The sequence below is a fragment of the Nocardioides sp. NPDC057767 genome, assembly GCF_042798275.1.
GTDB lineage: Bacteria > Actinomycetota > Actinomycetes > Propionibacteriales > Nocardioidaceae > Nocardioides.
The window spans coordinates 140,249-151,826 of record NZ_JBHVKJ010000005.1 but is presented as its reverse complement, the minus strand read 5'-3'; the positions used below and the strand labels follow the sequence as shown (position 1 = coordinate 151,826).

Here is an 11,578-nt window from a genome sequence, read left to right as displayed (position 1 = left end):
GTGGTGGAGAAGTCTGATGAGGGGGTGTCCTTCGGTGCCCCGGAGAAGAAGCTCGGGATCAAGGGATCCCCCACGCGCGAGGTGTACTTCGACAACGTGCGTATCCCTGCGGACCGGCTGATCGGTGAGGAGGGCAAGGGGTTCACCTATGCGATGCAGACCCTGGACCACACCCGGATCACGATCGCGGCCCAGGCTGTGGGTGTGGCGCAGGGTGCGTTGGACTATGCGTTGGGCTACATCCAGGAGCGCAAGCAGTTCGGCAAGGCGATCGCGGAGTTCCAGGGTGTGGAGTTCATGGTCGCTGACATGGGGATGAAGATCGAGGCCGCCCGTCAGCTGACCTATGCCGCGGCGGGGCGTTCGGAGCGCGGTGACAAGGATCTGACGTTCTTCGGTGCCGCCGCGAAGGCGTTCGCGTCCGATGTGGCGATGCAGGTCACCACCGACGCGGTGCAGCTGCTGGGTGGGTATGGGTTCACCCGCGACTACCCGGTCGAGCGGATGATGCGTGATGCCAAGATCACCCAGATCTATGAGGGCACCAACCAGGTCCAGCGGATCGTGATGGCCCGCCAGCTCCTCGCCGGCATCCAGTCGACCCTGTGACCTACGCGGGCGCCTGAACGTTGCCGTCGGGTCGCTGGTCACCCGCCCGGGCTGCCTGACCGAGGAGCGTCGCGTGTGCGGCGTCGACGATCTCGAGGAGCCTGTCGCGGTCGAGGCCTTGGTTGGACTGCGTCGAGAGCCCGTGCCAGAGCGTCTGCACGAGCGTGGCGAGTGTCGACGGATCCATGTCGGGTCGCAGCTGGCCGTCGTCGCGTGCTCGCTCGATGCGCGCGCGGAGCAGCTGCTCGTTGGAGGCGTGCAGGTCGCTCACGTAGGTCCGGGTGTCGATGGTGTCGGGCATGTCCGTCATCGCGGCACTGCTGATCAGGCAGCCCGGGTGATAGGCGCGCGGCTGGGTGAACTCCTCGACCGAACGGCGTAGGAGCCGCTCGAGGACATCGCCGAGATCGGGCGCAGAGCACGCCTCGGCATAGATGGTCCGGTAACGCTCTGCAAAGGTGCGGACGGCCTCCTCGAAGAGGCCCGCCTTGCTGCCGAACGCGGCATAGATGCTCGAGGTGGACATCCCGAGAGCAGAGCTGAGCGCGCGCGTGGTCGTGCCGGAGTATCCCCGGCTCCAGAAGAGCCGCGCGGCGGCCAGCACCGCATCGTCACGGTCGAACATCGGCGGACGTCCGAGGGGCCGGGAGGTCATGGGTTGAATTATAGAGCGCTCGTTTCATAATAAGAGTTATGGAGCGTACGTTTCAGAAAACCGTCCCAACGGCCGCTGGCGGTTCGATCACCGTCGATGTCTACGGAGACGGGCAGAGTCCAGGTCTGCTCGTCGTTCCCGGTGTCATGAGTGATGCCCACGGATGGCGGCACGTCGCCAGGGCCACGACCCGGTGGCCGTCGGTCTCGATCGTCAACCGCCGAGGGCGTGTCCCGTCGGGCCCGCTCGGGGAGGGCTATTCGATCCGGACCGAGGTCGACGACCTGAAGGCTGTGATCGAACGCCTCGGTGAGCCGCGGGACATCGTCGGCTGGAGCTACGGCGGTCTCATCGCGCTCCTGCTCGCCTCGGAGCGACCGGTCGAGCACGTCATCGCGTACGAACCGGTCGCGCCCGGGTTCGGAGCCGACGCGCTGCCGTCCCTGCGCAAGGCGGACGAGCTCGGCGATCGGGACCGCAGCGTCGAGATCGTGAACCGCGAGGTCTCCGGGTTCTCGGCGGAACACGTCGAGACCCTCCGGGCCGACCGCGACGCCTGGGCCACGCTGTGCCGCCTCAGCGAACCGCTCTACGCCGAGCTCGGCGCCCTCACCCGGGCGGAGATGCCGGAGACGTTGGGTTCGCAAGCGCGCCTGATCGACCTGCTCATCGGCGAGCACAACGTCGGCACGGCGCCGTACGGCACATCGTTCGAGCAGGTCAGGGAGCGGGTTCGCGATGCCGAGGTCCATCGGCTTCCCGGTCAGGGTCACCTCGCCCACGTGGATGCCCCGGACACACTCGGCCAGATGCTCGACTCCCTCGCCCGTGTGCCCGGCGGAGGCCTTCTGATCTGACCCCGGCCGACGCCCTCCGGCCAGGCCTGTCCGGGGTGCGTACGTTGCGATTCCCCTCGGTCTCGGGCCAGCGGATGTCGCCACCTGGGCGCATCCGGTGCCCGCGGTCGGAGGGTTCCCGTGAAATGCGAGAAACCCCAGGTCTCCCTGGGGTTTCTCTTTGTGCGCGAGGGGGGACTTGAACCGACATAAACCCCGCAGGTCAGGCCGACTTTTGGCCGATTCAGGCGTGAAGTGACCTCCCGTTACCTCCCGTTGCCTCCTGTTCTGGCCCGTGTTGTGCCCGGTGTCCGGGCACGGATTCGCACCTGATGCACGGAGGTGCAGAACATGGTGTGGATCGAGAAGCACAAGCGCAGTGACAAGGTGGTGTCGGCGTACGTCGTATGGCGGCTCGGCGGCGGCCGTGATGGTGAGAAGCAGTTCGAGGCGTTCAGTGCGGGGACGAGCGAGCAGAATCTGGCTCGTGCCGAGGGATTCCAGAAGATGGTCGTGGCCGCCGGAAGCCACTGGCCCGACGGCTGGGTGAAGGGCGAGGGGTTCGTACGTCCGAACGGCGGCGATCCGACCGCGGAGGCTCCTGCTTTCTCCACGATCGGCGAGGAGTACATCCGCCAGATCGTCGACATCACGCCCGGCCAGCGCAAGAAGTATCTCTCGCAGGTGCGCGTGCTCGCTCGCCTGGAGGTCCGCGGGCGGTTGCCGTTCGCGCAGCCAGTGTCGGCGATCAGCGAGCCGGAGGTGAAGGCTTGGCTGATTGACTGGGACCGTGCGCTGAAGACGAAGGCGAACTACCACGGTCTGATGTACGGCGTCTTCAACTATGCCGTGGAGCAGGGCTTCCTCACCGTCAACCCGTGTGCCCGGACGGCTCCGAAGCGTCGACGGGTCAAGCAGTCCCAGGCGGAGCTGCGGTTCCTGTCGGAGGACGAGTTCGCAGCTGTCGTGGCCAAGGCCGACGGCTACTCCTACTCCGCAGCCGACCTGATCCGGGCCACCGCCGGAACTGGCCTTCGTTTCGGTGAGATCACCGCGCTTTGGGTCAGTGACGTCGACTTGCGCAACCGGACGATCCGGGTGAACAAGGCGTGGAAGCGCGTGGGGGAGAACGGTGAGACCGAGGTCCCGTCGTGGCTGAAGAAGCAGATCCGCGATAAGCACACGATGCGCGAGCACTACCTCGGTAACCCGAAGACACCGAAGTCAAGGCGTACGGTCTCGATCTCGTCGAGCATGGCGACCATCCTGGAGAAGCTGATCGAGGGAAAGGCCGCGAACGACTTCGTGTTCGTCTCGCCAACTGGTCGGCCGGTGCACAACTCGGACTTCTATACCCGGGTCTGGCGTCCGCTGATGGATGAGGTGATCGAGGACGGGATCGCGTCGTTCCGGTTCCACGACCTGCGGCACACGCACGTGTCGTGGCTCATCGCCGGTGGCGCCCCGCTGCCGCACATCCAGGCACGGCTGGGACACGAGTCAATCACGACCACGATCGACACCTATGGCCACCTGTTGCCGGCCGGGGATGAGCTGATCTCTGACATCGTCGACGCCGTGCTGAGCGGCAAGCAGATCCGACCGCCTCTCCACCTGCTGCGCGGCGGAGTCGACGCCGCGGTCGCCTGAGCAACCGGATCGTTGGGCATCGGTCTTGCGCTGCCTGGTCGGTTGGCGTGGCATCGTCTCGCCTCGCCAACCGACCATCAGGACAGTCCTGAAGGTCAAAGACGCGAACGGCTCGCCCCTTTGGGCCTGAGGGTGAGGACGCTTTCCTCGCTAGGCACAGTCACGGGTTGTTCGCCAGCGGCAACGAGCTCGTCGAGGTGCTCGATGCGAAAGCGCACGTGCTTCCCAATCCGCGTGTATCGAATCCGGTGCTGACGTACCGCGTCCGCCACCCAGCGCCGGGGCACGTTGAGGTACGCCGCTGCTTCGTCGACGTTGAGAAGCGGCGGTGGGAAAGTTGTCGGCGCAGATCGAGCGGGTCGGGTCGGCATTGGTCTACTCCTCTCCGTGGATACACGACACTCGATCTAGAGGTGTGACGGGCTTTCCAGCCCGAGAGCCGTGACGTGTACGACCACGTCGCCGGGGGAGTTGACCGTTGGCGTTGGCCGTTGTGCGTCGATTCGCCCACAATGACTCACGACTTGACCACAGAACTTGGCTCGGTCCGCGCCTCCGAACTCACTGGGAAGGCCCCCGTTCTGTCGGAGCTGCAAGACTCTAACTCCCTACATACCTGATCGCCACGGCGCCAGCGCCAGCCTTGGCGCGAGGGCACCTCAACGGGGCCGGGCCGGACGACCTATCAGCCGCTGATACCAAAGGCACCCCAACCCTGATCTGGCTTCGGTAGGGTACCCGGGTGAGAATAACTGGGATCCGGGTTAAGAACTTTCGCACTATCGGGACGCAGGAACAGTTCCTCGATCTTCGCGAAAGTATGACTATCATCGGTCCCAACAACACCGGCAAGACGAATCTTCTGCACTCGGTGCAGATGTTCTTTACCGGCCATGAGAACACCCACGACTATCACGTTGACATCGACTCGCCTCGCGGCAAGGGCGCGCGAACCAGCATCGTCGGCTATTTCGAAGGCGATCCCCATGGTCAGGATTCCGAATTCTATGATGCGCTAGACAGACTCTACGCGATGTATAGCCTCACGCGACCAAATCCAACCGTCGCTTTATATCTGACATTCTCGCCTTCCAACACCCCTGTATACAACTTCTTCCCCAACCAGAAGCGACCGAAGGATGGTACGACACAATCCGCCATTAGCCGTCTCCAGAAGCAGATGGTAGTTGACCTCCTTTCCGAGTTCGAGTGCCATTTCATTCCATCTGAGAAGAGTATGCACGAGCTCATTGACGACGTCTTGACCCCGCTCATTCGCGGCGTCGTGGTGGGCGTACTCGAGCCGCTTCTAGGTGAAATTGAAACCAAGCTGGACGATGTTTCGAAGAACATCACGAGCGCGCTTGCGGCCAGTGGCATCGACGGGTTAACAGCATCCTTTGGTTTTCGAGGAGGCTCGATGGAAAACATGCTAAGCGACTTCGACCTTTATCTGAGCGACCCTTACAAAACTCCGTTCGCACGAAAGGGCCAGGGGATCCAGAGCCTGGCTTTCATGGCGACACTTCAGTGGGTCACCAACATGGAGGCTGCTCGCGGGCAGAAGGCCATCTGGCTCATTGAAGAACCGGAGTCGTTCTTGCATCCGCAGCTCTCCCATAGTGCAACCCGACTTCTCGAGAAGCTCGGGAACTCTTCGACGCTCGCCATGACAAGCCACTCGATGGCATTCGTACCCCACGATCCGCGACGGGTAATTGGAACCAGTCTCGATTCGGAAGGATGCACCGAGATCGCATCTTTCAAGTCGCACGAGAAGGCGACGGTGGTGCTCAGAAAAGGCCTCGGCCTCAGATTCGCCGACTACTTCTCACTAGGGACCGTGTCCGTCCTGACCGAGGGGCAGTCGGATTCTGAGTACCTGCGATGGTTTCTAAAGATCAGCGAAGACTGGCCGGATTGCAGTTGGCCTTCTCTTCGAACTGCGACGATTAGCGACCGCGGCGGAGCGTCGCATCTCGCAGGCTTTGTTCGCGCGAACTATGAAATCCTTCGGAAGGAACAACCGACCGTGAGCCTGTTCGACGCTGACGAGGCGGGCATTAGGGCGGTGAGTGACCTGAGCGCATATTTCAACAACGTTGGAGTGCCGTTCAATTCTAACAAGGAATACGTGTACGTGCGGGCCGGATTCGCTATCGAGGGACTGTTTCCAGATGAATGGATGCGCGACGCGCGGAATGCGAATTCGAATCACTTCTCCGATTTCCAGGTCGATGCTGGAGATAACATAGTCAAGTACCGCATCAAGGACAACGCAAAAGGGTCGATTAGCCACACCATGCGGACGCGCGCCGAGGCCGCCAGAGATAGAGGTTGGGCTCACCGATGGCTCGCCGTTTGTGCGGCGCTCGACAAGGCACTGGGTCACCAGGCATCGTCGCTTCTTGCCGCTACCGAAGTTGCCGACATCGATGAGGCATCCGGGGCGGCACGTTAGTCCGTCGCCTGGCACGTAGACCACGACGAACAGACCGAGGTCCATTGTCGCTAGCTGGCGGATTCTCATGATTGCACCAGCATGATCCGAGAAGAAGTTCGTGCCGAGTAAGCGCGGTGGATCTCGTGCAGGCTGCAAGCGGCGCGCGGATGAGTACGGCGCTGCAGCGTTCGGCGCGAGTCGGCGCGAGGTGATGTGATGAGGCGCGTCACCCCCTCCCCCCGGTGTGGCGAGGTGTGCTCGGCCCGTGTCGTCGGTCTCGGTCGCCAAGCCGCCATCGATGGAGAGGGGCGTTGGACGAACCCAGCGATGAAGTGTTCGCCGAGTACATACCCTACGAGATGGAGGCCCTCGGTCAGCGCAGTCCGCGTTGCCGCAGGGTCTTCACGGTCACTTCGCCGTTCTTGTCCATCGTGGGCTCGGTCGCAGCGACCGCTGCGGCCTCCTCAGGTGTCAGCGGCTCCTGACTGGCAATCTTCTGGAAGACTGCCGATGGCACGCCCGTGAGCTGCTCCATGAGTTCGTGTGCACGGGCGCGAAGACGTTCACTGACGCCCTCGCCCGGAGCGGTGCCACTCACGTTAAGTTCGTCTCGTGCGTAAGCCAACAGGTTAATGGGCGGCCGAGTGAATTCAGAGATGTGCGTCGCCAGGCTCAGAAACCACATAAGCAACGCTTTGTTGCTCTCCGCGTCCAGGAGGAAGCCGTGCGAGGATGGAGAGGCGGTGATTCTCGGTGCGATGGAGTCGCCTTCGTCGTCGAGTTCTAGACCGGAGTTCAAGTTCACGCCGCGGGTGAGGTAGCAGGCGGAGTCAATCCGGTGGTGGGCAGGCAGATCGAGTTGAAGCTCGTTGAGCGGACCTGCGTACATGTTGTCGCTGTCAAAGGCAAACAGCGAGTAGTACGGCGGCGGAGCCTCCCAGACCCGCTCATACACGTAGAACCTGCGACCGTCCGGCGACGGCATGAACGCTGAACGCTCCATCGTTTTCACCGAGAGGCAGTTGGCCAGAATTCCCTTGAGGTCAGCCCTCTTCAAAGCCATCTTCACTTCGATCACGGCGACCACGCCCTCGATAGGGACCAGCGTCACGTTGTCCTCGGCCGATCGGAACAGCATCGGGCAACGGATTGCGTCATACACGATCACATCAAGTTGTCGACTGCGGTGCCCCGCGCTGTCGATGACCTCTCCGCTTGTGACGCCGACCCCTGCTGGCAGATGATTCCGCAGGAAAGCCGCAACGAACTGTTCGGCAGTGGTGCCTTTGGTGGTTGAGTTCTCGAGTGCCGCACGATTGGCTTTGATGTCAGCAAGCATCTTGGCTTGAGTGGCATTCAGGATGTCGCCGAGCGAGGTCATGACCATCTTGTACCACGGCGGTCAACCACACGCATATATCTCGGATGGCGCTCAGGCTGGAGCGATGGCCCAAGTCGCCCACGACGCATGGTTGCGTGCTCGGCACCTCGACGGCATGGCTCGCATGCCGTCAGGACAGCAAGTCACTCGTGCCTGCAGTCGTCACCCGCTCTCGGGTCCGTTGCACGACTGGGGGTCCGGACACCTGCGTCGATCCACCGCGTGGCGGCTATTCCTTTTGGGGCGATGTCAAGGTCAACTCGTCGGTCCAACGCGCAACCGTCGAAGGCACGGCCAAGTACTCGACGGCTTCCTGGTCGGACCGCTGGGGCTCTAAAGAGTGGGCCACCACATTCCGGACGCCCGCCTATGCCCCCATCGCGAGATCGTGGACAACATCTTGTCGAGAGCGCCAGGTGTCGTTTCCCCTATCGCCCGGGAGCCAGAGTCGGGAGTGGGCCTTGTGTGGCTTTGGCGAGAAGACGTCAGCAGCCAACTCCCGGTCCGCCAGTTTCGATCCCGACTTCTGCTGGATGTGCGCGGTAAGCGACTTCGCCCCGTACTCCACTGCTGCCGCACGCTGTCCGGTCTCCCAAAAGGCGCTAGCCGTTCGCCATATCGACGGGTGCAGACCATCGGCGGTCAACATCGGGCCTCTGGCTCGTCTGGAGCGAGTCGGACGCGCCATTCTTCTCCATCTCGGAGGATGCCCAAGCTCTGGCGCACAAGACGCCCCGTCGGTGCGGACGCGTAGGACGGCGGAAGCAGCGGCTCCGTGGGCGGTGCACCGATCGCTTCCAAGATCCGTGTGACGGTCGGCAGGAGCTCTGTGGCCTTGTCGTTGAAGGCTCTCGCACGCTCATTCCAGTAGTCGCCGGCCGGGACGGCGTCACCGCAAGCTTCTCGAGCTCCAGGTACGTCGTCAGCTGCTCGCGAGCCCACTCGATGTCCACGGCGGATCGCTGTCCTCCAGCCCCGACTCCTCAGCGTAGTTCGGAGCGGAAGGAGAACGCGTCCTTTCGCCGCGACGAGCGCATCAGTGGGATGAAGATCGCGATGTCCGATTCGGCTTCCTCGATCGCGCCACGCAAGCCCGGCTCGTCGCGCATGCGCTGCAGCTCAGACTGCACAAGCGCCACATCCAGTTGCCCGTGGATCCGTGCAATGTGCCCCAGGCAAGTGATCGCGATCCCGCGCAGCCTGAAACTCTGATGACCGAGCAGTTCGAGGCACTTGTTCTGGCACCAACGCCAGCCGTCGTCGTGGAAGACCAGGCCGACGAGCGCCTGCGCTGACAAAGCATCGTCCCCCGATTCCAGGGCAGCGTCGAGGTCTCCGCGACTCGCCCGGCCTGGCTGCTCGTACTTCCGTCTGCTCACACCACGAAGTGTCCCGCAGATGTACTCGGTCATGCCGCGTACGGGGCGGCACTAGACTGCGTCACACCGCCGACTACCGTCAGGTGCTCCCAACCCGGAACCGCGATAGAGAGCTTCTCGCCGAGCATCACGACCACGGCCCGGCCTCAAGTGACCGCGTTCCGGTGAGCGTTTGGCCCCCGACGTAGCCGCTCCGGCGATAACGTCACCTGCAGACGACGAAGGGACTTGGTATGCAGGCGGAGGGCTACGGGGCCGACATCGCATTCGATGGCTCGACACTCACGATCGTGGCCAGGGGACTCGGCAAGGGTGCACTTGGTGCCAGCAGCCGGCAGATTTCGGTCGCATCACTTCGATCGATGGACTTCAAACCGGCGAGCGCGCTTGTCAACGGGCACATCGAACTAGTCACCGACCAGGGCAAGACCCTCGTGCATTTCCGTCGCAAGCACAGCGACTCGATGTCTGCCATCTATCAGGCAATAGCCGGGTCGGCGTCCCATGCACACCAGAGCAAGGTGAAGGCACCCATGGCCAGCAAGCTCAGGGACGCGAACCTAAGCCGCCAACCATCGACGACTGTGCCCCTGACGCCTGCAGGCTGGTATCCAGACACCGGCGGGTCCGGAAGGCTGCGCTACTGGGACGGCACGAAATGGACGGACCACTTCGCGGACGGCGCCGCGTCGCCGGATACCGCGGCGGACCCAGGATCACCATCCCAACAGCAAAACGCGGGTTCCCACGGGCGACCCATCCCACCCTGGTCCGAACAACTGAGCAACCACAACATTGTCGGCGAATCCTTCCATGAAGCCGACTTCAAAAAGCTCGCCGCAGAGCACGGGCACAAGACCGTGCCTGACTATGGCATCGAACTCACCGAAACCCGCGCCGCGCTCGTCCCTGACCCCGACAACCCATACGACTCCAACGCCCGTCGCTGTCTGGATCGACGATCGACACCCTTTCGCCGATCAGCCGACTGTCACCAACGTGATGGCCGAGTACATCTAGCGAGCACTGCGCCCTCACCGACGGCCTCGCGCAGGGGCTAGCGATGCAGCCGAATGACGTGCTCCCGACATTGAAACCGCACTTCGCACTCACCCATCTGCGGTAATCCGAGGGCGATTCCTACAACACGTCAAGATGGGGGCCGTAGCTCATCCACACTGGCCGGATGGAGATCACGGACCCGGACCAGCCTCCGAACGGTGCCGAAGTGATGCGGCGCCTAATTGCGCTGCAAACAAGTGCGACGGACAGCACGCTGCCGAGGAGACTTCGGGAAGCCGAAGTAATAGAGACGTACGACCGGTGCCAGGGCTACGCGATCATGGGCATGGCTTCCCTGGTGGCTCGACGCGCCAAGATGGCAATCCACCACGCTAAAGCCGAGAAACTACCGCTGGACGAGTTGCGTCGATCGTTGCCCAGCCAGACACCTGTCGAGGTGATAGAGCCCGTTCTCAATTTGTGCTGGATCTACAACATGGCCCCAGAAGGCACGGCCGAGTGCGGCAACATCATCAACGCGCTGACGACTTCGGGGAGAGGCTTCAATGCCTTCGTGGCACTGTGCCACTTAGCGAACGAAACGGCCTCAATGCTCGTGCAGTTTGACCCAACGCTCCTAACCAAGGTCGACCTATTACGCCGAGAGGCGCTCGAGTTCGAGGAGGGGCAAGACACGGTATGAGCTGAGCCCGCCTGGCCGTCTGGCGTCCTACCGGGCTGGCCAGGACCGCACCTCCGACCACCTGCGTCATTTCGCCGCATCGGACACGCGCATCAGTCGATATCCGCGCGGCAACCACATCGAGACTTCCGCTCCCCACTTAGGTTCTGTGCGCTAGTTTCGAGCCCTGTCCAGCGCAGCCCGAACAATCGGCGCAGCGTCGAGACCCCAAGAGCGAGCCGAGCGGCTGGTGTGCCGGACCTTGACGACCGGGACTGGGGGCTGCTGCGTCCTGACGAAGGCCTCAGCTTCGTTGCCGAGGACCAGGACAATCTTCGGCTGGAGGTGTTCGATCATCGTCTTGTGGAACTGCCAGCAGACGGTTTCCCACTGCCTTCGGGTCGACCCCTCTAGGTGAGCGATCTGGGAACTGCGAGCAAAAACCACGTTGCTGGCGGGGGTGCCTCGGAGGTCGAGTTTAAGCTCACGAAACAGGTCCTTAATACGGACCTGCATCGGGGACATTCCTTTAGCAGGACCCCAGGACTCGTCCTCGTAGCTCGACCAGCGCTCGGCCTCCAGCATCTTGGCTGCTTGCTGCCCCAATGTGTTGGCGTCGCTGCCACTGACACCACCAGGGTTGTACCCCAGCAGGTAGATCTCTGGCCGGGTGGATCTGACCCATGCTGACCGGCCGGAGTAGAGGACGGATCCTGCGACCGCGTCCCTGATCTCCGCGGGGATCGCAGCGACGATGTCTTGCTCGTTCAACCGTCTACCTTCCGATTCTGCCAACCTAGCGGGCTTGCCCGAGCCTCAACGAGCCCGCCCGCGAAAGGCAACGCGCTGGTGACTATCGCCTGGTCTCGACACCGACGAGGGCGCTCCACTTCTTCGTCGCGTAGCCGTGTCCGCCCTGATCTGCCGCGAGCCGCTCGTCC

Annotated in this window: 12 protein-coding genes; 6 read left to right on the top strand and 6 right to left on the bottom strand. The window is 62.9% G+C overall.

Annotated features, from left to right (window positions below; translation table 11 throughout):
- Positions 1-609, top strand: a 609-nt coding sequence (locus tag ACFVDI_RS04965) for an acyl-CoA dehydrogenase family protein (protein ID WP_378901198.1), incomplete at its 5' end; no start/stop codon positions are given.
- A gap of 1 nt (position 610) precedes the next feature.
- Here the strand turns inward: ACFVDI_RS04965 and ACFVDI_RS04960 are convergent.
- The gene (locus ACFVDI_RS04960) at positions 611-1,264 is read right to left on the bottom strand and encodes a TetR/AcrR family transcriptional regulator (RefSeq protein WP_378901195.1); all 654 of its coding nucleotides are present in this window, start codon (positions 1,262-1,264) and stop codon (positions 611-613) included.
- A gap of 38 nt (positions 1,265-1,302) precedes the next feature.
- On the opposite strand from ACFVDI_RS04960, the gene ACFVDI_RS04955 reads away from it, so the two are divergent.
- Both ACFVDI_RS04955 and ACFVDI_RS04950 read left to right on the top strand, forming a co-directional pair.
- Entirely contained in the window at positions 1,303-2,121 is an 819-nt protein-coding gene (locus ACFVDI_RS04955; protein ID WP_378901192.1) for an alpha/beta fold hydrolase, read from the top strand.
- A gap of 330 nt (positions 2,122-2,451) precedes the next feature.
- Entirely contained in the window at positions 2,452-3,750 is a 1,299-nt protein-coding gene (locus tag ACFVDI_RS04950; RefSeq protein WP_350716818.1) for a site-specific integrase, read from the top strand.
- 95 nt (positions 3,751-3,845) lie between these two features.
- Here the strand turns inward: ACFVDI_RS04950 and ACFVDI_RS04945 are convergent, their stop codons facing one another.
- Entirely contained in the window at positions 3,846-4,121 is a 276-nt protein-coding gene (locus tag ACFVDI_RS04945) for a helix-turn-helix domain-containing protein (RefSeq protein ID WP_141780853.1), read from the bottom strand.
- A 371-nt stretch (positions 4,122-4,492) separates the two neighbouring features.
- Here ACFVDI_RS04945 and ACFVDI_RS04940 point away from each other — a divergent pair, with 371 nt between their 5' ends.
- Positions 4,493-6,211, top strand: coding sequence for an ATP-dependent endonuclease (locus tag ACFVDI_RS04940; protein WP_378901187.1), 1,719 nt, complete (start codon positions 4,493-4,495; stop codon positions 6,209-6,211).
- A 355-nt stretch (positions 6,212-6,566) separates the two neighbouring features.
- Here the strand turns inward: ACFVDI_RS04940 and ACFVDI_RS04935 are convergent, their stop codons facing one another.
- From ACFVDI_RS04935 to ACFVDI_RS04925, 3 genes are all read right to left on the bottom strand, one after another.
- On the bottom strand, positions 6,567-7,574 hold the full coding sequence (locus ACFVDI_RS04935; protein WP_350716814.1) for a DUF6602 domain-containing protein: 1,008 nt from the start codon (positions 7,572-7,574) through the stop codon (positions 6,567-6,569).
- A gap of 367 nt (positions 7,575-7,941) precedes the next feature.
- Positions 7,942-8,223: a TIGR02391 family protein gene (locus ACFVDI_RS04930; RefSeq protein ID WP_350716812.1), complete on the bottom strand. Its 282-nt coding sequence runs from the start codon at positions 8,221-8,223 to the stop codon at positions 7,942-7,944.
- A gap of 334 nt (positions 8,224-8,557) precedes the next feature.
- The gene (locus ACFVDI_RS04925) at positions 8,558-8,986 is read right to left on the bottom strand and encodes a hypothetical protein (RefSeq protein ID WP_350716810.1); all 429 of its coding nucleotides are present in this window, start codon (positions 8,984-8,986) and stop codon (positions 8,558-8,560) included.
- Between the two features lie 200 nt (positions 8,987-9,186).
- Here ACFVDI_RS04925 and ACFVDI_RS04920 point away from each other — a divergent pair, with 200 nt between their 5' ends.
- Together ACFVDI_RS04920 and ACFVDI_RS04915 are read left to right on the top strand one after the other, a co-directional pair.
- Complete coding sequence (locus ACFVDI_RS04920) at positions 9,187-10,014, top strand: DUF2510 domain-containing protein (RefSeq protein ID WP_350716808.1); 828 nt, start codon at positions 9,187-9,189, stop codon at positions 10,012-10,014.
- A 125-nt stretch (positions 10,015-10,139) separates the two neighbouring features.
- Positions 10,140-10,658: a hypothetical protein gene (locus tag ACFVDI_RS04915; protein ID WP_350716806.1), complete on the top strand. Its 519-nt coding sequence runs from the start codon at positions 10,140-10,142 to the stop codon at positions 10,656-10,658.
- Positions 10,659-10,811: 153 nt separating this feature from the next.
- Here the strand turns inward: ACFVDI_RS04915 and ACFVDI_RS04910 are convergent, their stop codons facing one another.
- Entirely contained in the window at positions 10,812-11,408 is a 597-nt protein-coding gene (locus ACFVDI_RS04910) for a hypothetical protein (protein ID WP_350716804.1), read from the bottom strand.
- Between the last annotated feature and the right edge of the window lie 170 nt (positions 11,409-11,578).

Bases quoted from the DNA above. Each gene is read 5' to 3' on its own strand.
- ACFVDI_RS04960 (WP_378901195.1), bottom strand. From the start codon at position 1,264: ATGACCTCCCGGCCCCTCGGACGTCCGCCGATGTTCGACCGTGACGAT.
- ACFVDI_RS04955 (WP_378901192.1), top strand. From the start codon at position 1,303: ATGGAGCGTACGTTTCAGAAAACCGTCCCAACGGCCGCTGGCGGTTCG.
- ACFVDI_RS04950 (WP_350716818.1), top strand. From the start codon at position 2,452: ATGGTGTGGATCGAGAAGCACAAGCGCAGTGACAAGGTGGTGTCGGCG.
- ACFVDI_RS04945 (WP_141780853.1), bottom strand. From the start codon at position 4,121: ATGCCGACCCGACCCGCTCGATCTGCGCCGACAACTTTCCCACCGCCG.
- ACFVDI_RS04935 (WP_350716814.1), bottom strand. From the start codon at position 7,574: ATGACCTCGCTCGGCGACATCCTGAATGCCACTCAAGCCAAGATGCTT.
- ACFVDI_RS04930 (WP_350716812.1), bottom strand. From the start codon at position 8,223: ATGTTGACCGCCGATGGTCTGCACCCGTCGATATGGCGAACGGCTAGC.
- ACFVDI_RS04925 (WP_350716810.1), bottom strand. From the start codon at position 8,986: ATGACCGAGTACATCTGCGGGACACTTCGTGGTGTGAGCAGACGGAAG.
- ACFVDI_RS04920 (WP_350716808.1), top strand. From the start codon at position 9,187: ATGCAGGCGGAGGGCTACGGGGCCGACATCGCATTCGATGGCTCGACA.
- ACFVDI_RS04915 (WP_350716806.1), top strand. From the start codon at position 10,140: ATGGAGATCACGGACCCGGACCAGCCTCCGAACGGTGCCGAAGTGATG.